The organism is Saccharothrix longispora, assembly GCF_031455225.1.
GTDB classification, from domain to species: Bacteria; Actinomycetota; Actinomycetes; order Mycobacteriales; family Pseudonocardiaceae; genus Actinosynnema; species Actinosynnema longispora.
On the sequence record NZ_JAVDSG010000001.1, the window covers coordinates 2,602,648 to 2,622,244 of the forward strand.

General features: G+C 75.3%; 15 protein-coding genes and 1 riboswitch. Of the genes, 9 read left to right on the forward strand and 6 right to left on the reverse strand.

Going from position 1 to position 19,597, the window contains the following annotated elements; translation table 11 throughout:
* Window positions 1-114: 114 nt before the first annotated feature.
* Window positions 115-1,935 carry a Crp/Fnr family transcriptional regulator gene (locus J2S66_RS10460; protein ID WP_310306684.1) on the reverse strand — a complete coding sequence of 607 codons (1,821 nt, stop codon included), beginning with the start codon at window positions 1,933-1,935 and terminating at the stop codon, window positions 115-117.
* Window positions 1,936-2,449: 514 nt separating this feature from the next.
* On the opposite strand from J2S66_RS10460, the gene J2S66_RS10465 reads away from it, so the two are divergent.
* The 6 genes from J2S66_RS10465 to J2S66_RS10490 all read left to right on the forward strand — a co-directional run bounded on the left by J2S66_RS10465 (window position 2,450) and on the right by J2S66_RS10490 (window position 9,766).
* On the forward strand, window positions 2,450-3,226 hold the full coding sequence (locus J2S66_RS10465) for a VOC family protein (RefSeq protein WP_310306686.1): 777 nt from the start codon (window positions 2,450-2,452) through the stop codon (window positions 3,224-3,226).
* Window positions 3,227-3,653: 427 nt separating this feature from the next.
* A complete protein-coding gene (locus J2S66_RS10470) occupies window positions 3,654-4,721 on the forward strand; it encodes an acyl-CoA reductase (RefSeq protein ID WP_310306688.1) in 1,068 nt (355 codons plus the stop codon).
* Window positions 4,718-6,100 carry an acyl-CoA reductase gene (locus J2S66_RS10475; RefSeq protein WP_310306690.1) on the forward strand — a complete coding sequence of 461 codons (1,383 nt, stop codon included), beginning with the start codon at window positions 4,718-4,720 and terminating at the stop codon, window positions 6,098-6,100. The genes J2S66_RS10470 and J2S66_RS10475 overlap by 4 nt, the downstream gene beginning before the upstream one ends.
* A 70-nt stretch (window positions 6,101-6,170) precedes the next feature.
* Window positions 6,171-7,712, forward strand: coding sequence for a methyltransferase (locus J2S66_RS10480; protein ID WP_310306692.1), 1,542 nt, complete (start codon window positions 6,171-6,173; stop codon window positions 7,710-7,712).
* A 93-nt stretch (window positions 7,713-7,805) separates the two neighbouring features.
* Window positions 7,806-8,999: a sugar efflux transporter gene (locus J2S66_RS10485; RefSeq protein ID WP_310306694.1), complete on the forward strand. Its 1,194-nt coding sequence runs from the start codon at window positions 7,806-7,808 to the stop codon at window positions 8,997-8,999.
* Window positions 9,000-9,097: 98 nt separating this feature from the next.
* Window positions 9,098-9,766 (forward strand): hypothetical protein, encoded by a 669-nt coding sequence (locus J2S66_RS10490; RefSeq protein WP_310306695.1) that lies wholly within the window; start codon window positions 9,098-9,100, stop codon window positions 9,764-9,766.
* Here the strand turns inward: J2S66_RS10490 and J2S66_RS10495 are convergent.
* The 5 genes from J2S66_RS10495 to J2S66_RS10515 are packed head-to-tail and all read right to left on the reverse strand — an operon-like array spanning window position 9,711 to window position 15,474.
* Window positions 9,711-10,595 (reverse strand): ECF transporter S component, encoded by an 885-nt coding sequence (locus J2S66_RS10495; protein WP_310306697.1) that lies wholly within the window; start codon window positions 10,593-10,595, stop codon window positions 9,711-9,713. The genes J2S66_RS10490 and J2S66_RS10495 overlap by 56 nt on opposite strands.
* Complete coding sequence (locus J2S66_RS10500; RefSeq protein WP_310306699.1) at window positions 10,592-12,196, reverse strand: ABC transporter ATP-binding protein; 1,605 nt, start codon at window positions 12,194-12,196, stop codon at window positions 10,592-10,594. The genes J2S66_RS10495 and J2S66_RS10500 overlap by 4 nt, the downstream gene beginning before the upstream one ends.
* Complete coding sequence (locus tag J2S66_RS10505) at window positions 12,193-13,260, reverse strand: CbiQ family ECF transporter T component (protein WP_310306701.1); 1,068 nt, start codon at window positions 13,258-13,260, stop codon at window positions 12,193-12,195. Before J2S66_RS10505 ends, J2S66_RS10500 begins: the two co-directional genes overlap by 4 nt.
* Window positions 13,257-14,213 (reverse strand): hypothetical protein, encoded by a 957-nt coding sequence (locus tag J2S66_RS10510; RefSeq protein ID WP_310306702.1) that lies wholly within the window; start codon window positions 14,211-14,213, stop codon window positions 13,257-13,259. Before J2S66_RS10510 ends, J2S66_RS10505 begins: the two co-directional genes overlap by 4 nt.
* Window positions 14,155-15,474 carry a prenyltransferase/squalene oxidase repeat-containing protein gene (locus tag J2S66_RS10515; RefSeq protein WP_310306704.1) on the reverse strand — a complete coding sequence of 440 codons (1,320 nt, stop codon included), beginning with the start codon at window positions 15,472-15,474 and terminating at the stop codon, window positions 14,155-14,157. Before J2S66_RS10515 ends, J2S66_RS10510 begins: the two co-directional genes overlap by 59 nt.
* A 90-nt stretch (window positions 15,475-15,564) precedes the next feature.
* Window positions 15,565-15,704, reverse strand: a riboswitch (cobalamin riboswitch).
* Window positions 15,705-15,782: 78 nt separating this feature from the next.
* Between J2S66_RS10515 and J2S66_RS10520 the strand changes: the two genes are divergently transcribed.
* The 3 genes from J2S66_RS10520 to J2S66_RS10530 all read left to right on the forward strand — a co-directional run bounded on the left by J2S66_RS10520 (window position 15,783) and on the right by J2S66_RS10530 (window position 19,430).
* A complete protein-coding gene (locus J2S66_RS10520; RefSeq protein ID WP_310306706.1) occupies window positions 15,783-17,045 on the forward strand; it encodes a cytochrome P450 in 1,263 nt (420 codons plus the stop codon).
* Window positions 17,046-17,176: 131 nt separating this feature from the next.
* On the forward strand, window positions 17,177-18,121 hold the full coding sequence (locus tag J2S66_RS10525; RefSeq protein ID WP_310306708.1) for a DMT family transporter: 945 nt from the start codon (window positions 17,177-17,179) through the stop codon (window positions 18,119-18,121).
* A 112-nt stretch (window positions 18,122-18,233) separates the two neighbouring features.
* Window positions 18,234-19,430 carry a S8 family peptidase gene (locus tag J2S66_RS10530; RefSeq protein ID WP_310306710.1) on the forward strand — a complete coding sequence of 399 codons (1,197 nt, stop codon included), beginning with the start codon at window positions 18,234-18,236 and terminating at the stop codon, window positions 19,428-19,430.
* The last annotated feature ends 167 nt before the right edge of the window (window positions 19,431-19,597 follow it).

Sequence of the window (19,597 nt, forward strand, 5' to 3'; positions counted from 1 at the left end):
GAAAGCGGGGTCGACCATCCGGGAACGAGGTGCCGCGGGGTCGGAAAGGGAAACGGGAAGGGGTGGGCCGGACATCCGGCCCACCCCGGTGACGCACCTGACGTCCCGGTGCCGTCACAACCGCGCGAAGCGGCGCAGCGCCTCCAGGTCCGGCACCACCACGTCGCGGCGCAGGTGGCTGACCACCACGCCGGCCTTGCGCAGGTCGGCGAACGCCTTCTCCGCCGTGCGCGGCTTCATCCCGGCGATCGAGGCCAGCTCCACCTTGGTCAGCGGGATGCCCAGCACCCAGCCGCCGACCTCCTGCCTGCCGTGCGCGCGCACCATCTCGGCCAGCACCCGCGCCACCCGCTCCGACGCGGTGTGCGACAGGAAGTCGCGCCGCCGCCGGTTGGCCCACCGCAGCTGGTCGTCGATCACGCCGATCAGCTCCACGAACCCCTCGTTGCGGCGGTGCAGGAAGCTGTGCAGCTCCGCGCTGGTGATCAGCTTCGCCACCACGTCGCCGCAGGTCACCACGGTCGCCGAGCGCGGCTTGTGGTCCATCGCGGCCATCTCGCCCACCAGGTCGCCCGCGACCCGCACGGTCAGCACCGCGGTGTCCCCGGTCTCGTCGGCGACCATGACCTTGACGACGCCGTCGAGCAGCAGGAACGCGTGCGTGTCCTTCGCGTCCTGGACGATGATCTCCCGGTCGGCGGCGTAGCGCACCGTCGTGCCGAGGTTGATCAGCTCCTGGCGGCTGGTCTCGCGCAGCCGCGCCAGCAGCGTGCCCACCGGCCACTCCGGGACGACCGCCCCCGTCGGCTGCCGCGCCGCGGGAGAGGTGGGTTTCGCGGTGGCCAGCGAGCGGCCGGCGTCGGCGAACGAGGCGTAGCCGCGCTCGAACGACGGGTCCGGCCCGACGCCCGACAGCAGTGCCTCGCACGCCCGCCGCTGCTCGTCCAGCGCCGCCACCGCCGGGTGGTCCGCGCCCAGTGCCGCCACCGACCGGCCCGCCGCGTCGCGCACCACGTCCAGCAGCCGCTGCGTCTGCGCCCGGGTGCCCTCCACGTGCGCCAGTTCCAGCTCCGCCGACGCCAGGTTCGCCGTCGCGATGACCGCGTGCGGGTGGTCCGAGCCGAGCCTGGTGGCCGTCCGGTCGGCGGCGGTGCGCAGGCTGGTCAGCGCCGGTCTGGCCCGCTCGACCGACCGGTGCGCCCGCGCCAGCTCGAACTCCGCCGACGCCAGGTTCGCCTGCGCCACCACCGCCCTGGGGTGGTGCGCGCCCAGCGAGTTCAGCGCCCGGTCCGTCGCCTCGCGCAGGTCGGTCAGCGCCTCCGCCAGCTCCTCGGTGTCGGCCTGGTCGCGGGCGATCCGGAACCGCGCGCACATCAGGCCCAGCCGCGCCACCACCGTCTGCGGGTGGTTGACGCCCAGCACCGCCGCGTTGCGCTGCAACGCCAGCTCCAGGGCGCCGGTCCCGGTGGCGTGCGCGCGTTCGAACGCCACCGCGACCGCGCCGACCGCGACCGGGTCGGGCGAGGGCTCCAGGAAGTCGCCGACCACCTGGCGCGGGGGAGCGCACCGCCCGAACACCGTGCCCGGCACCCGCCGGTGCACCGACCGCACGACCGGGGCCTCGCCCCGCCCGCGCGGTTCGCCCCGCCCCCGACCCCGGGCCACCGCGACCAGCGCCTGCTGGTCGCGCACCCGGGCCGCCTCGGGACCCGTCGGGTCCACCAGGGCGAGCATCGAGATCAGCAGCGCGTCCGCGGCGTCGGCCGAGCCGAGCCGGGTCAACGACGACGCGCAGCGCAGCAGCCGGTCCACGTCACGTCGCGCGCTCGGGGCGTCCAGCGAGCGCGCCAGCTCCACGGCCAGGCGCCTCGCCGCGGCCCGGTCGGGTGCGGAACGTGACAGGACTGCTTCCAGTTCGACCATTCGGCTGTTCATCCGGCACCCCATGTGGTTGCTCGGTCCGCGACGGTGCGGTTCAGGCGTTCGGACGCAGTGCTCCGTCGTTCGGGTGCGGTCACTCGTACCGCCGGAGTGGAATCGTCGTCCATAGCGGCGATATCGGTTGCATCGGGCATTCGTTAGCGCATCCCGTGACATCGTTACGGTGCGAATGGTCGGATGATTCGAGATAGTCCGCAATAGTGCGGAAAACCGGGCAAGCAGCCAGGTGGTTCCGTCTCCGGTCCTGCAAGATTGCCATCGAGAACCAATGAGTTCCGTTACGGTGTGGACCGCGGGCGGGAACATTCGCGGAACCGGTCACCAGGTGATCATGCCAACCCTTCCCGCCGCCCCCGCCGGGGGATGTCCCGGGCGGGCGGGCACGCGCCCCGGCGCGATCACGAGAACGTGAACGGATTCACTCGAAAGGGGAGCGAGCGCGGGTGGGACCGCGCCCCGCCGGCGGGGCTAACGTGGGGCGCGTACCGACCGGAGGAAGGTGCAGGCCGTGCTCACCACGAACTACGTGCCCGGCGTCCCGAGCTGGGTGGACCTCGGAAGCCCGGACGTCGCCCGCGCCGCCGAGCACTACCGCGGCGTGTTCGGGTGGACCTTCCACCCGCTCGGCCCGCACGCCGGAGAGTACGGCGTGTTCCGGCACGACGGCCGCACGGTGGCCGCCGCCGGACCGCTCACCGGGGACGACGCGCGGTCGGCGTGGACGGTGTACTTCCAGACCGCCGACGCCGACACCACCGCGGCGGCCGTCGCCGAGGCGGGCGGCGAGGTGCGGGTCGACCCGTTCGACGTGTTCACCAACGGGCGCATGGCGCAGCTCACCGACCCCGGCGGCGCGGACTTCGCGATCTGGCAGCCCGGCGACACCGCGGGCCTCGACGAGGTCACCGGACCGGGCTCCCTGGGCTGGGTCGAACTCCAGACCCCCGACCCGGCGGGTGTGCACGACTTCTACCGCGCCGTGTTCGGCTGGACCGTCACCACGGTCCCCGCCGACGCCGATGACGGCGCGTACACCGTGTTCACCCCGGAGGACGGGGACGAGAGCACCTCGTTCGGCGGTGTCGCCGACCTCCAGGAAGGCGAGCGGGCGCACTGGCTGCCCTACTTCGAGGTCGCCGACACCGACGCCGCCGTGTCGCGCAACGCCGCCCTCGGCGGCCGCGCCGTCCTGCCCACCGCCGACCTCGCCGGCGTCGGCCGCATGGCGTGGCTGGAGGACCCGTTCGGCGCGCGCTGCGCGGTGATCACCAGCTCGCCCGCCTGACCCGCCGCCCGACCTCCGCCGTCGGACCGGCCCGACGGTCCGCGACCGCCCGCGCGTGCCGTTCCGCCCCCTGTGAGGCACGAGCCCGGACGGGGGACCCGGACACGTCGCGCCGTCGCCCACCCGCACGGGGGCACCTCGCGGGAACGGCGCAGGTGGAGCCGCGCGGGACCGGCCGGGCCAGCGGGACCGGTCCGACGTTCACAGCCCTGCGCCGCGCCGCACCCGGAACGGTCCCGCGACGACGTCCGGCGTTCCGGGTACCGCAGCGGAACACGCGGCTTCGTTCCGCGCCGGACCTTTGTGAGGCATCCTTCGGTATCCGATGACCCCCCGTTCGGCGGTAACGCCTTCCGGGGACGGGCCTCGTCGGCCGCGATCGCTGTCGGCCGACTGTCACGATGACCATGAACGCAGGAGGCGGTCGATGACTGTTGCCCACGACGACCCCCACGTCGCGCGGCTCGTCGAACAGATGGCGCTGCTCGTCGCCGACGAGGTGGGAAACCCGCTCGACCTGCACGAACAGCTGGTCGAGCTGGCCGTGGCCAACTCACCCGACGTCGCCAGGTACTGGAAGCAGGTCGGTCACGGGGTAGGCGTCCCCGATGCCGCCTACAAGGACGGCGGACCCCACCTGTTCCCCGACGCGCCCGTGGCGCGGGTGTTCCGCACCAGCGGCACCACCGGCAGCGCGCGCGGCGTCGTCCGCTACACCGCGCCGGGGCTGGAGCTCAAGGCCATCGCCCTCGGCGCCCGCGCCCGGCGCGTCATCGACACCGGGCCGGTCAGGCCCGTGGTGGTGGCCTTCGCGCCCACCGAGGAGGCCGCACCCGACATGGCGATCGCCTTCGACATGGCCCGCATCCTGGAAGCGTGCGGCGACCCGCGCCTCAGCACCGCCGTCGTCGGCGCGGGCGGCGTCGACTTCGGGCTGCTGGAGTCGCGCCTGGACGCCGCCGTCGCCGAGGGCCTGCCCGTCGTCCTCCTCGGCGGGACCTTCGCGTTCGTCAACATCTGCGACGCCCTCGACACGCGCGGGCGGATCTGGCGGCTGCCGCCGGGCTCGGCGGTGTACGAGGGGGGCGGCTTCAAGGGGCGCTCCCGCGTCATGAACGTCGCCGACCTGCGCGCCACCGTCGGCCGCGTCTTCGGCGTCGAGCGGTTCGTCAACATCTTCGGCATGACCGAGCTGGCCAACCAGCTCTACGACGCCGCCGACACCCCCGTGGGACCGCTCGGTGAACGCCCCAAGGCCTCCCACGTCGCCGGCGGCCCCAAGGTCCGCGACCCCCGCACCCGCGAGTACCTCGCCGAGGGCACCGGCCTGCTGGAGATCACCGACCTGTCCATCCTCGACCGGCCGCACGTGCTGCTCACCGGGGACCTGGGCATCGCCACCCACGAGGGCGTCGCCGTCGCCGGCCGCATCGCGGGCAGCACCAGCCGGGGCTGCTCGCTCACCCTCGACACGATGACCGGAGGTGCCGCGTGAGCGTGTCGTGGACCCCGCGGTGGATGCCGCCCGGCGGAGCACCGTTCGTCCTGCGCTCCGGCGAGCACGAGTGGCGCGGCGCCAGGCCGACCGACTGGGCCGCCCTCGGCGAGGGCCTGCGGGCCGCCCGCGAACGGCTGCGCGCACTGCCCGTGCGCCGCATCGTCGAGGCGATCGACACCGCCGCCGAGCGGTGGGCCAAGCGGGACCTCGCCGAGCGCCGCGCCGCCGTGCGCGACGCCGCCCTGGTCACCGGCATGTCCGAGGAGACCATCGACCGCGCCCTGGACGCCGAGCTGGGCAACCTGCGCGCCGAGTCCCTGCTGGCCGCCCTGGAGCGCGAACTGGGCGACCCCGAGGTGCTCGACGGGTTCCGCGGCGGCACCACCGCGATCGGCCCGCGCACCGTCCTGGCCGTGTTCTCCGGCAACGTGCCGGGCCTGCCCGCCCGCTCGCTGGTGCGGGCGCTGCTGGTCAAGGCGAGCGTGATCGCCAAGGTCCCGGCCAAGGAGCCGCACTTCACCGCCGCGTTCCTGCGCACCCTGCACGACGTCGAGCCGGTCCTGGCCGACGCCGTGGTCGCCACCTACTGGGACCGCGACGACCACGCGTCCCTCGACGCCGCGCTCGGCCAGGCCGACGCGGTCATCGCCTACGGCGGTGACGAGGCGTGCGCCGCGATCCGGGCCAGGGTGCTGCCGCACCAGGTCTACGAGGAGCACGGCCACAAGCTGTCCTTCGGCGTGGTCGGCGACGCCTACGTGGAGCTGCACGGCCCCGCCGAGGTCGCCCGCCGCATCGCCGCCGACTGCAGCGACTTCGACCAGCACGCATGCCTGTCGCCGCAGGTCTACCTCGTGCAGGCCGGGCACGCCCGCGCGGTGGCCCGGCACCTGGCCGACGCCATGCGCCGCGCCGCCGCCGACAGCCCGCCCGGCGCGATCGACGTCCACGACGCCGCCGCGCTCCAGCGCCGCAGGCTGGTCGCCGAGTGGCGGGCCGCGACCACCGACGACAGCGAGGTCTGGTCCCCCGACGGGCTGGAGTGGACGGTCGTGCTCGACGACGTGCTGCTGCCGCTGAGCGGATCGGGCAACCGGGTGGCGCGGATCGTGTCCGTCCCCGACCTCGACGCCGCGGTGGAGCACATGCGCCCCTACGCCGAGCACCTCCAGAACTGCGGCCTCGGCGCGGTCGGCGAGGAAGCCCTGCGGGTCGCCGGCGAGCTGGCCCGGCTGGGCGTGAGCCGGGTGTGCGCGCCGGGCACGATGACCAGGGCGGGCTTCACCTGGCGCCACGACGGCCTGCCGCGGATCGCGGGCCTCGTCCGCTGGTGCGACGTCGAGCTGCACCCGGAGCTGGAACCCGCCACGAGCTGAGGCGGGCACGCGGAACACCGCCGCGCCCCGCGTGCGATCGCGGGGCGCGGCCTCACCCGGAGGACAGGACGTGCCCCGAGGACAGGACGTGCCCCAAGAGGACGTGCCCGGAACGGTCACGGGTGCGCGGCGGGCGCTGGCCGACGCCGTGCGGTTCGTCCGCGACGCGGGCACGGCGGAGGCGCTGGCCCGCGTGCCCCGGGCACCGGCGGGGCTGGCGCGCCACCTGGAGTTCACCCACGCCGCCCTCGCGGTCACCGGCGACGTGCGCGACGTGGTCGACGCGCTGGTCGGGCTGGGCGTCGCGGTGCACGCCCCCGGCGAGGCGCACGTCGTGCGCGGCCGGGTCGAGGGGTGCCCGCGCGGGTTGGAGGTGGCGGTCCTGCCCGGACCCGCGGCCGACGGGCACCGCCTGGTGTTCACCGCCACCACCGAGGACGACGTGCTGCTGCGCGGCCTGCACGCGACGCTGCTCGACGCGGGCCTGCGCCCCGACGGCGGCCACCACGACGGGGACGCCACCTCGCTGCGCTTCCGCGGCCCGACCGACGTGGAGCTGCGGCTGCCCGGCCCGCGGCCCGCCCTGCTGGCCCGGCACGTCGGCCCGCCCGACCGGCCCCAACGCGCCATGCTCGACCTGATGACCGGCGCCTGGCGCACCCGCGCCGTGGCCGCGGTGGCCGAACTCGGCGTGGCCGACCTGCTCGCCGACGGGCCGCGCACCACCGCGGACCTGGCCGCGCGCACCGGGGCGCTGGAGAGCCGGCTGCACCGGCTGCTCGCGTTCCTCGCCGCGCTCGGCGTGTTCCACCGCGACGGCGACCGGTGGTCGCTCACCGATGTCGGCGCGATGCTGCGCCGCGACGCGGAGGGCTCGCAGCGCGACCTCGCCCGCATCTACGGCGGGCTGTTCTACCGCTCCTTCACCGGTCTGGAGCACACCGTGCGCGCCGGCGGCAGCGCGTTCGAGCACGTCCACGGCGTGCGGCCGTTCGAGCACTTCGCCGCCAACCCGGCCGACGCGCGTCTGTTCGAGGGTGCGATGGCGGCCGGCACGAGCTTCCTGGACCTGGTGCCCCGCCTGCTCGACCTGCCCGAGCGCGGCACCGTGGTCGACGTCGGCGGCGGCGACGGCCGGCTGCTGGGCGCCGTGCTGGGCGCCGGCCCCGGTCTGCGCGGCATCGTGTTCGACCGGCCGCACGTCGTGTGCGCGGGGCGGCGGGTGCTGGACGAGCTCGGGTGCGGCGACCGCGCCGAGGTGGTCGCGGGCGACTTCTTCCACGACCCGGTGCCCGCCGGGGCCGACCTGTACCTGCTGTCCCGGATCATGCACGACTGGGCCGACGAGAGCTGCTCGGTGATCCTGCGCAACGTCCGCGCGGCGATGCCCCGGGGCGCGGTGCTGGCCCTGGTGGAGCGGCCCATCCGGGAGGACCGGCCGTCGTCGCTGCCGCTGGCGTTCAACGTGCACATGATGGTCAACACCGTCGAGGGCGGCGAACGCACCACCGAGCAGCACCGGAACCTGTTGGCCGCCAACGGGCTCACCCTGGAGGACGTGCGCGACCTGCCGCTCGACATGGCCGTCCTGGTGGCCCGCGCGACCGGCTGAACCACGCCGTGTGACCGCTCTCACGGGCCGCGGGGCGGAAATCCGCTTCCTGCCCGCGCACCCGGACGACGAGGATCGGTATCCGTGGCCGTTGTGAGCGAACCTCGTGTCTCCCGCCGTTCCCGGCCGTTCGTGCCCCTGGTGTCGGTGAGCCTGCTGTCCGGCACGGGGTACGCGCTGGTCTCGCCGTTCATGGCGCTGTTCCTGGTCAAGGAGTTGCACGCGGGCCCGTTCGCGGTCGGCGCGTTCCTGCTCGTCGGCGCGCTGGCCTCGATCGTGCTCAGCACCCTGGTCGGGCGGTTCTCCGACACCCGCGACGTCCGGCGCACGCTGATGTTCGCGGCCTCGGTGGTCGGCGCGGTGGCGTTGGCGCTGTTCGCCGTGCTGCGCGACTACTGGCTGCTGCTCGCGGTGTCGGTGACGCTGTGGGCCTTCTCGGCCTCGCACATGCCCCAGATGTTCGCCTACGCGCGCCAACTGCTGGACCGGTCGCGCTCCACCAGGGGCGCGTTCGCGATCAGCGGCCTGCGCACCACCCTGTCGGTCGCGTGGGTCGGCGGCCCGCCGCTGGGCGCGCTGCTGATGACCGCCGCCGGGTTCACCGGCCTGTTCACCGCGGCCGCCGCGATGTACGTGCTCACGGCCGTCGCCACGCTGATCTGGCTGCCCCGCCTGGGCCCGGACCCGGTGGTCGCCGCCGACGTCGACCACCGGCCAGGCCCGCGCGGCGGGTTCCTGCTGGCCTCCGCCGCGTTCGTGCTGCTCCAGGGCGCGACTGCGGTGGGCGTGGCGGCGATGCCGCTGTTCATCACCGAGGACCTCGGCGGCACGGCCGGCGACGCGGGCCTGGTGCTGGGGCTGTGCGCGGCGCTGGAGATCCCGCTGATGCTCGGCTTCGGCGCGCTCGCAGTCCGGTTCGACCACCGCGTGCTGGTGCTCGCGGGCGGCGCGCTGGCCCTGGCCTACTACTCGGTCATGGTCCTGGTCCAGGCGACCTGGCAGGTGATGGCCGCGCAGGCGCTGCACGCCGTCGTGATCTCCGCGGTGATGGGCGTGGGCATCTCCTACTTCCAGGACCTCGCGCCGGACCGCCCCGGCTACGCCACCACGCTCTACACCAACACCGCGAGGCTCAGCGCCATGACCTCGGGCCCGCTGCTGGGCGCGGCCCAGCACTTCGGCTACCGCACCGCCTACGGCATCGGCCTGGTGATGTCCGCGCTCGGGCTCGCGCTGCTGCTGGCCGACCGGCGGCAGCGCCGCGGCGCGGTGCCCGAAGGGGCATGAACCGACCGTTCGGTTTGCGCTGTTCGAGCGGTTCTCCGCGAAAGTCGGGTCACGACCACCCCCCGCGTTGCTACACCTTCCCGGGGGAGGGGGTCATCGTGCCCAAGGGTTTCTACACCGACGACCGGGGCCGGGTGCGCCCGGTCGCCGGCGGCGGGGGGAAGGGCGGGCTGCTGCTGGCCGGACTGGTCGCGCTCAGCGCCGTCGGGTACGGCGGCGCCGTGGGGCTGAGCGCCGGTCCCGGTGAGGCCTCCGGGGCCGGTGGTTCCGGGTTGGGCCTGGCCGCGCGCAAGGCCGAGGGCGCCGACCTGGCCCGCCGGGGCGACGCCGAGGGCGCCTGGCTGCGCATGGGGCTGCGGGCGCACGCGCAGAGCCCCAGGGAGGGCGCGGACTGCGTCACGGCCTCGTTCGGCGGGGTGCGGGAGTTCCTCCGGCGCACCCGCTGCGTCTCGATGGACCGCGCGCTGTTCACCGTCGGCGACGACGCGGGCAACACCATGGTCGTCTCGGTCGCCTGGGTGGAGTTCGCCTCGCGCGCCGACGCGCGCGAGTTCCAGGCCCTCCTGGACCAACCCGGCTCCGGCGACATCAGCCCGCTGCCCGGCGCGCTGGTCGGCCTGGGCGACGTGGCGTTCACCGGGGCCAACTACGGCGCCGAGCGGGAACGCGGCACGGTCACCGTCGCGGAGGCCGAGCCGGTCAGCGGGTTCGTCACGCCGGAGGTGCTGGACGCGGTGGCGGAGGTGGCGGCGCTGCTGCCCCGCTGACCCGGCCCGAGGCCGCGGAACCAACCGCCGGACCGGCGAACACCGGATCGGCGAACGAGGCCCGCCGCGCCGCCCGGCGCAGCGTGCGCAGCAGCACCGGACCGGTCGCCAGCACCAGGACCGTCGTCGTGATCGCCCGGCCGACGTCCCAGCCCAGCGACGTGGCCAGGCTGAACAGCACCAGCCGCACCAGGTTGTCCGCGAGCGGCCCGCCGGGCTGGTAGGACAGCGACGTGCTCGCCGCACCCAGCGCGAACGGCCAGAACGACAGGTTGAGCAGCAGCCCGTACACCAGCGACGCGACCGCGCTGTACGCGGCGAGCAGCGCCAACTCCGCCCCGCCGCCCGGCTTCACCCCGCGGGGCTTCGGCAGCAGGCCCGCGCCCAGCCCCACCCACGCCGCACCCAGCATCTGGTACGGCAGCCACGGACCCACGCCGCCGGTCAGCAGCGCCGACGCGAACAGCATCGTGTTGCCCAGGACGAACCCGAACCCCGGCCCGAACACCCGCCCGCCCAGCACGAGCAGGAAGAACACCGTCTCGATGCCCGCCGTGCCCGCACCCAGCGGCCGGATCGCCGCGCCCAGCGCCGAGAGCACGCCCAGCACCGCCACGGCCTTGGCGTCCAGCCCGCCCTCGCTCAACTCGGCCAGCACCACGGCCAGCACCAGCGGCAGGAGCAGCGCGAACACCCACGGGGCCTCGGCACCGCGCGCGATGCCCGCGTCGGCGGAGACCAGCAGCGGCCAGCCGAACGCCACCACGCTGATCGCCGCCGCCACGGCCAGCGCGACCGCGGCGCGCGGGCGCACGCGCAGGGCGTTCACCGGCCCTCCTCCAGGGCGTCGGCGACGTCCGCGACCGTCAGCCACCGGCGCGGCGCGAGCACCTTCGCCACCTGCGGCGAGAACACCGGTGAGGCGGTGACCACCTCGGCGGTCGGCCCGTCCGCGACCACCTCGCCGTCGGCCAGCACCACCACCCGCGTGGCGTACTCGGCGACGAACTCGACGTCGTGCGTGGCCAGCACGACCGCGTGCCCGTCGTCGGCGAGGTCGCGCAGCGCCCCCGCCAACCGGGTCTTCGCCGGGTAGTCCAGGCCCCGGGTCGGCTCGTCCAGCAGCACGACCCGCGGACGCGGGGTGAGCGCGACCGCCAGCACCAGCGCCAACCGCTGCCCCTCGGACAGGTCGCGCGGGTGCCGGTCGTCGGGGACGCCCGGCGCGAGCCGGTCCAGCAGTTCCCGGCACGTCCCGCCGGGTCGTCCGGACTCCCGGTCGGCCTGCTCGCACTCGCCGCGCACGGTGTGCAGGTACAGCAGGTCCGCGGGCTGCTGCGGCACCAGGCCGACCGCGGCCCGCCGGGGCCCCGGCTTGAGGGAGGCCGGGTCGACGCCGTCCACCGCGACCTCGCCGCCGGACCGCTTCCCGGTGCCCTGCACCGCCCACAGCAGGCTCGACTTGCCCGCCCCGTTGCGGCCCATGACCGCCACCCGCTCGCCCTCCCCGACGGTCAGCGACACCCCGCGCAGCGCGTCCACCGAGGAGTGGCGCACCCGCAGGTCGCGGGCGGTCAGCACGGTCGCGCCGGGGGAGCGGGGCACGTCGGGGCGATCGTCGAGGCGGTCGCGCAGCGGGCCGGCCAGCCGCCGGGCGTCCCGGATGGACACCGGCACCGGCTCCCACCCGGCCAGCCGGGCCAACCGCACGACCGGCGGCGCGACGGGCGCCCGCGCCAGCACGGGACCGGGCGCGCCGGCGACGGGCGCGCCCCCGTCGCCGGGCAGCCACACGACCCGGTCGGCGTACTGGGCGACGCGCTCCAGCCGGTGCTCGGCGATGAGCACCGTCATGCCGACGTCGTGCACGAGCCGGTGCAACGCGGCCAGCACGTCCTCCGCCGCACCCGGGTCCAGCGCCGACGTCGGCTCGTCGAGCACCAGCACCTTCGGGTGCGCGGTGAGGGCCGCGCCCACCGCGACCCGCTGCTGCTGGCCACCCGACAGCGCGGCCAGCGGCCGGTTCCGCAGCTCGGCCAGCCCCAGCAGGTCCAGGGTCTCCTCGACGCGCTTGCGCATCACCGCGTTCGGCAGCGCCAGCGACTCCATCGAGTACGCCAGCTCCTCCTCGACGGAGTCGGTGACGAACCCGGCCTGCGGGTCCTGCGCCACCACGCCCACCACGTCCGCCAGCTCGCGCGGCGGGTGGGTGCGGGTGTCGCGGCCGTCGACCAGGACGCGCCCGGCGAGCGTGCCGCCGGTGAAGTGCGGCACCAGCCCGTTGACCGCGCGCAGCAGGGTCGACTTGCCCGACCCGGTGCGGCCGACCACCAGGCACAGCTCGCCCTCCGGCACGTGCAGGTCCACCCCGGACAGCACCGGCCGCGCGGCCTCGCGGTAGGTGACGGTGACGTTCTCGAACCGGATCATGTCCTCTTCCCCGTCGGGCGGCCCGCGATCAGCACGGGGGCCAGGGCGCACAGCACGCCGAGCGTCGGCAGCAGCGGCAGCCCGGGCGCGGTCAGCGGCACGGTGCTCGCCGACAGCGCCGCGCCGCCCAGGTCGGCCGGCGCGAGGAACGCGGCCGACACCGCGACCAGGCCGGAGGCCACCACCAGCAGCTCGCGCGGGCCCCAGCGGTCCGGGCGGTACCGGCTGCGCCGCACCCGCCGCGACCCGCTCCACAGCCCGGCCACCGCCAGCGCCGACCCGACCGCCAGCACCGGCGCGCCGACCAGCGGCGACGACGTGCCGTCGAGCAGGCCGTACGCGCCGACGCACAGCCCCGCCAGCCCGCCGAGCACGAGCCCGCCGGTCAGCAGCCGGGCCCGCCGCGACTGGCCCGCCGTGCGCCCGTAACCGCGCGAGTCCATCGCCGCGGCCAGCACCAGCGACCGCTCGAACGCGTCCTCCAGCACCGGGGCCAGCAGCACCCGCACCGCCCGCACCCCGCGCACCGCGTCACCGCGCAGCGCCCGCGCCCGGCGCACCGACCGCGCGCTCGCCACCAGCTGCGGGGCGACGGTCAGCGCCACCACCACCGCCACGCTCACCTCGTACAGCGCGGCGGGCAGCGACCTCAGCAGCCGCTTGGCGTTGGCCAGCGCGTTCGCCGCGCCCACGCAGCACAGCAGCGTCGCCAGCTGGAGGCCCTGGTACACCGCGAACGCCAGGCCCTCGGCGCTGACCGGCCCGCCGAGCCGCACGCCCCGCGCCCAGTCCGGCAGCGGCACCTCGGGCAGCACTAGCAGCACCGTCGGCCCGGTGACGCCGCCGAGCAGCACGTGGAACAGCACCCGGATCGCGATCACCACCAGGCCGAACTTCAGGAACACGCCGTACGCGCTCGCCCACGGCGTGTCCTGGCGGCACGACACGGCCACGTACCCCGCGACCACGACGACGAGCACGAGCAGCAGCGGGTTGTTCGTCCGGCCGGAGACCGCGCCCAGCGACAGCGCCCACAGCCACCACGCGCCGGGGTGCAGCGTCACTCCGCGGCCTTCGCGCGCCGCCGCGCGGTCCACACGCCCAGCCCGGCCAGCAGCGCGACCAGCACGATGCCGGTGACGAGACCGGCCGTGCCGCCGGACGACGTGCCCGCGGTGGGGTCGACGACGACGGACGTGGCGCCCGGCGCGGTCGAGGCGCCGGCGGACGTCCGGGACGGCGCGGACGTGCCACCGGTCGGGGCGTCCGACGAGGACGGCGGCGCGCCGGCGGCCGGGGTCGTGGTCGGTCCGGGCTCGACGGTCGGCTGCCCCGGCTGCCCCGGCTGGACGGGCTGCCCCGGCTGGTCCGCCGGCTGCCCCGGTGCGGGCTGTCCCGGGTTCGGCTGTCCCGGGTTCGGCGCGGGCGGCTGGGGCGCGGGCGGCTGCGGCACCGGCGGCCGGGGTGTCGGCACGGGCGCGGGCGGCGCGACACCGGGCGGCTCGCCCGCGCCGAAGGACCAGCCCTCGACGGTGCCGACCGCCGGGTCGTACGCGCTCGCCGACGTGCTGCTGTAGGCCCACGACCCACCCGGTCGGGCGTGCCAGTAGGACCAGTGCGCCGAAGTGGGGGAGGTGCCGACGCACGGGTCCGCGGCCTGGCCGGGCAGGCCGTTGATCCGGCACACGAACCCGGGCTGCCGGGCGGCGAAGGTGAAGCCGAACCCGGCGGCGGTCAACGCGCCCGTGCCCGACGCCGGGTCGCCCGCCGCGCAGCCCGTGCGCACACCGCCGCCCAACGAGCGGAAGTCCACGACCACCGCGACCCCGGCGCAGTCGGCCGCCACCGCGTGCGGGGGAGCCGCGACCGGCGCCAGCCCGACCACCGCCGCGACGGCCAGGACCCGCCGCCACCCGCCGGTCACGGTGCGACCGGTGCGGTGGCGCACCAGCGTCCGGTCATCGCCGCCCTCCCCGCGCCACGTGCCGCTCGCGCGCCAGCGCCAGCACCAGCGCACCGCCGACCACCAGCAGCGAACCCAGCCACAGCGCCGGACCGACCGCCACACCGGTGCGCGCGAGCGTGCCGCCACCGCCCACCGCGACCACCTCGGTCGTCGTGGTGGGCGTCGCGGGAGGCGCGTCCGTCGTCGTGGCGTCCGGAGTGGACGACGCGGTCGTGGTCGTCGTCGCGGTGGTGGCCGCCCCGGTGGTCGTCGGGGTGGTCGTGCCGCTGCCCGGCGGCGTGCCCGCGCAGTCGACCACCGGCGCGCCCGTGCGGTCGCCGACCGACGACAGGGCCGCGTAGCCGACCCCGGCGACGCCGAGCACGGCCTGCGTCGTGGCGCGCGTCGCGCTGCCCGTGGCGAACCCCGTCCGGTCGAACGCGAACGCGCCGCGGTCGGCCTCCGGGCCCGAGCACCCGACCTGCAACGACTCCAGGAAGGCGACGGCCTTGTCGGCCGCCCCGGTCCGGCCGCCCATCCGCAGTGCCTGGGCGGCGAGGCCGGTGCTGTTGGCGTTGCCCTCGGCGGAACCGTCCTCGCCGGCGAACCCGCCGCTGTCCGCCTGCCGGCGCTCCAGCCAGGTCAGGCCCGGTGCGGCGTCGTCCGGTCGATCGGCGGCCAGCAGCGCCTGCACGGCCATCGCGGTGGCGTCCACGTGGGGCGTGCACGGCGTGGCCGCCGGCACCAGCGGGTAGCCGCCGTCCGGGCAGCGGCCGCCGGCCAGGAAGTCGACGGCGTCCCGCGGCGCGCCGCCCGCCCGGTCGAGCGCGAGCACCGCGAACGCCTGGGTGAAGCCGTTGGAGTAGTCCTGGTACGCCGTCCGGTCGGTGAACCGGCCGGACGGGGCCTTGAGCGCGGTCAGGCCGGCCACCAGGTCGACGCCGCCGAAGTCCGCCGGGTCCGCGCCCGACACCGAGGCGAACAGGGCGAGCTTGGCGTGCGCGCCCGCGTACGACTCGCGCTCCGGGGCGTCGAAGTGCAGGTAGTTGGCCATGACCTCGGGCCGGGAGACCCACGCGCCGATGCGCTCCACGCCGTCCCGGGCGACGTCGGCGGCGGCGAGGGCGAACCCGAGGTCCAGCGTCAGGCCCTGGTCGGGGTAGGCGACGCCGTCGAAGACGATCTCCAGGTGGTCGCCGCCCACGAGCTGCCGGGTGAGCCAGCCCCCGGCGGTCCCGGCGCGGTCCTCGGTGGACCACGCCTGCGCGGCGGGGGCCGCGGCCAGTGCGGCGAGCGCGACGGCGACGGCGGCGGCGGTCCGTCTGAGCGGCATGGTCGACCTTTCCGGGGCGCAAGGCGCGAGCGGGCCCCGGGCGGCCGTCGTCGGCCCCCTGGGCTCCCACCCGTTGACCTCGACGGTGTCAGGAGCGCGGTGCGCACGACAGGCGTTCGGGCTCGTTCCCTGCGGGAACCCACCGTTGCGGGTCAGCGCCGGATTTCGACCGGCTTCCCCTGTTCACGCGCGATTGCCGATGGTCTTTCACCAATCACGGCGTGTCAATCCGCCTCAGGCGCGATGCTGCTCACCCCTACGTACGGTTACCGTCAACCAGTTCAAACCTGGGGAATGAGGGGTGTGGGATGTCGACTCTGGCGTCGGTGCGCGACGGCTTGGTGGCGTGGGTCGCACGGCGTTCGGCGACGCGGTGGGTGATGGGCAAGATCGGTTCACGGGCGTTGTCGCTGCTCCCGGACCGTGCGCTGGTCCCGCTGAAGCGGGACGGCGTGGTTCCGGTCGCGGAGCTGGAGCGGATGAGGGAGGCAGGGGCGGTGCACCGCCTGCCCGTGCCGTTCGGGGTGCGGCTGTGGTTGGTCACCGGCCACGCCGAGGCCAAGAAAGTGCTTTCCGACACAGGGGCGTTCAGTAACGATTACGCACGCCTCGGCGCCGCGGTCGGCCGCATCGAGCAGTCGCCCGGTGGTCTCGGCTTCGCGGACGCGCCGGACCACACGCGCTTGCGCAAGCTGCTCACGCCCGAGTTCACCATGCGCCGGCTGTCCCGGCTCGTGCCGCGCATCGACGAGATCGTCACGCAGCGGCTCGACGCCATGGAGGCCGCGCCCGGTCCGGTGGACCTGGTCAAGGAGTTCGCGCTGCCGATCCCGTCGCTGACGATCTGCGAGCTGCTCGGCGTGCCCTACGAGGACCGCGAGCGGTTCCAGGAGCTGGCCGCCGCCCGGTTCGACCTGTTCGGCGGCGGCGCGGGGCAGGCGCTGGGCGCGATCTCCGAGTCGCTGAAGTACATGCAGGAGATCGTCGAGCGCGAGCGCCGCTCGCCCGGTGACGGCCTGATCGGGATGATCATCCGCCAGCACGGCGACGACGTGAGCGACGAGGAGCTGGCCGGTCTGGCCGACGGCGTGCTCACCGGCGGGTTCGACACCACCGCCTCGATGCTCGCGCTCGGCGCCATCGTGCTGCTGCGCGACGAGCGGGCGCGGGCCTCGATGCGCGACGACGACGCCGCGGTCGCGCCGCTGGTGGAGGAGCTGCTGCGGCACCTGAGCGTGGTGCAGGTGGCGTTCCCGCGCTTCGCCCGGCACGCCCTGGACGTCGGCGACCAGCGGATCGAGGAGGGCGACGTGGTCGTGGTGTCGCTGTCGGCGGCCAACCGCGAGGGCACGCCCGACTTCGACCACGCCCGCGGGTCCTCGGCGCACCTGGCGTTCGGCTACGGCGCGCACCGCTGCGTGGGCGCCGAGCTGGCGCGGATGGAGCTGCGCGCGGCCTACCCCGCCCTGCTGCGCCGGTTCCCGGACCTGCGACTGGCCGACCGGCAGCCGGGGTTCCGCGCCGCGTCGATCGTGCACGGCGTGGACGAGCTGCTGGTCCACACCCGCTGACACCCGGCCCGCCGCGGTGGCCGCGCGCCCCGCGGCGGGCCGGGCGGCCCGGCCTGATCGTGAAGCAGGGCTTAATCGGGCTTGAGCAAGTTTCACTTTTCTTGAAGCGTCGGTCGCGGGACGGTAGTCCCATGACCGGACGGAGCGCACTGCGGACGGGGGTGCTGGCCCTGCTGTGGGGGTCGGCGTTCCTCTGGATCGAACTGGCCCTGACCGGCTTCTCGCCCGCGCAGGTGGCCGTCGTCCGGTGCGCCCTCGGAGCCGGCGTGCTGCTGGTCCTGGCCCGCCGGTCACGGCAGCGGCTGCCGCGCGGGCTGTGGCCGCACCTCGTCGTCGCCGCGCTGTTCTGCAACGCCGTGCCGTTCCTGCTGTTCGGCATCGGCCAGCAGAGCGTCGACTCCGGCGTGGCCGGCGTCCTCAACGCCACCACGCCCCTGTGGTCGCTGCTCATCGGGCTGCTGCTGGGCTCCGAACGCGGCACCACGCCGACCCGCGTGCTCGGGCTGGTCCTCGGCTTCGGCGGGGTGCTGCTCATCTTCGCCCCGTGGCGGGGCGGTGTGCCGGGGTGGGGCGTGCTCGCCCTCGCGGCCGCCGCCGCGAGCTACGCCGTCGCGTTCGCCCACATGGGGCGGACCCTCGTCGGGCACGGCGCGCCGCTGGCCGTGTCCGCGGCCCAGCTCGCCGCCGCCACCGGCCTGAGCGCGCTCGCGCTGCCGTTCGACCGCGCACCCGCCACGCCGAACGCGACGGCGGTCGTGGCGGTCGTCGTGCTCGGGGTCTTCGCCACCGGCGTCACGTTCGTCCTCAACTACCGCGTGATCGAGGAGGAGGGGGCGACCAGCGCGGCGACCGTCGGCTACCTGCTGCCCGTGGTGTCCGTCGCCCTCGGCGCGGTCGTCCTGGGCGAACCGCTCACGCCCCGCGTGGTCCTCGGCGTGCTGGTGGTGCTCGCGGGCGTGGCGATGACCCGGACGGCCCCGGCCAAGAGGCCGCCCGAGCGACGTCCCCCTTACCAGTTGTCGGTTATGTCCACCCAGCGTGACGTGCCGCGCGGCCGATCGGCCGACCTCGGTTGACCACGTGATCACCGCTGGTCAGGCTGCTGGGGTGACCCCGGACGAGTGATGTCCGCTCCGTCAACCCTGCGTCGGAGCGCACCGGCCCGGGGACCGCCCGAGGAGCCGACACGTGCGTCCTTCCACGCGAACACTCGCCGTCCTCTCCGCCGCCGCCACGGCCATCGGCCTCACCGCCGGGGCGGCCCAGGCCGCCCCCGCGCACCAGGCCGACGTCCACCACGCCACCTCGTCCGCGACGGTCCGGCCCGTCGCGGACACCTACATCGTCAGCCTGGACACCTCCGCCCTGGCCCGCACCGCGCGCAGCGGGCAGGCCGTCGCCGCCACCGCGGGCGTCACCCCGACGCACGTGTGGGACAGGGCGTTCACCGGGTTCTCCGCGAAGCTCACCCCGGCCCAGCTGCGCAAGCTCAGCCGCGACCCCGCCGTCACCGCCATCGAGCAGGACGTGCTGGTCACCGACGCGCTCGACGCCACCCAGGCCAACCCGCCGTCGTGGGGCATCGACCGCGTCGACCAGCGCACCCTGCCGCTGTCGGCGAGCTACACCTACGCCTACACCGGCGCGGGCGTGCACGCCTACGTCATCGACACCGGCATCACCCCGAGCCACCCGGACTACGGCGGCCGGGCGACGTTCGACTTCAACGCCGTGGACACCAACAACACCGACTGCCACGGCCACGGCACGCACGTCGCCGGCACCATCGGCTCGAACACCTACGGCGTCGCCAAGGGCGTGCGGCTGCACGGCGTGAAGATGATGAACTGCTCAGGCGGCGCCACCACCACGGCCGCGATCAACGCCATCAACTGGGTGACCGCCAACCACGTCAAGCCGGCCGTGGCCAACACGTCGTGGAACTTCACCCCGTCGGCCGCCCTGGAGACCGCGATCCGCAACATGATCGCGGCCGGCGTCTTCCTGGCCACTTCGGCGGGCAACACCGGCGGCAACTCGTGCGACCGCCTGCCCCGCAAGGTCGAGACCGCGTCCGTCGTGGCCTCCTCCGAGCGCACCGACGCGCGGTCGTCGTTCTCCAGCACCGGCGCGTGCGTCGACCTCTACGCGCCCGGTGGCGCCATCACCTCCACCCTGCGCACCGGCGCCGCCGGTGCGATGAGCGGCACGTCGATGGCCACGCCGCACGTGGCCGGTGTGGCCGCGCTCTACAAGCAGCGCCACGGCGACCAGCCGTCGGCGACCGTCCACAACTGGCTGAACTCCGGCGCCACCCCGAACGTCGTCACCAACGGCGCGACGGGCGGCACGGCCAACCGCCTGCTGTTCACGAACGGCCTGTGACCGTCCCCGGCGCGCGGGGCCCTCTTCACCCGCGCGCCGGGGCACCCGTTTCGTGACCGTTCATCCCGTTCACACCGCGCAGACCCCTTCGTCGGAACCACCGTTGCTGCGCTCGGCGTATTCCCCGTTGGTGACGGGATCGTTACAGTCAGTTCTGGGAACGCTCC

Excerpts from the sequence above, each read along its gene's own strand:
- J2S66_RS10460 (WP_310306684.1), bottom strand. The coding sequence starts at position 1,935 with ATGAACAGCCGAATGGTCGAACTGGAAGCAGTCCTGTCACGTTCCGCA.
- J2S66_RS10470 (WP_310306688.1), top strand. The coding sequence starts at position 3,654 with ATGACTGTTGCCCACGACGACCCCCACGTCGCGCGGCTCGTCGAACAG.
- J2S66_RS10500 (WP_310306699.1), bottom strand. The coding sequence starts at position 12,196 with ATGATCCGGTTCGAGAACGTCACCGTCACCTACCGCGAGGCCGCGCGG.
- J2S66_RS10515 (WP_310306704.1), bottom strand. The coding sequence starts at position 15,474 with ATGCCGCTCAGACGGACCGCCGCCGCCGTCGCCGTCGCGCTCGCCGCA.
- J2S66_RS10520 (WP_310306706.1), top strand. The coding sequence starts at position 15,783 with ATGTCGACTCTGGCGTCGGTGCGCGACGGCTTGGTGGCGTGGGTCGCA.
- J2S66_RS10525 (WP_310306708.1), top strand. The coding sequence starts at position 17,177 with ATGACCGGACGGAGCGCACTGCGGACGGGGGTGCTGGCCCTGCTGTGG.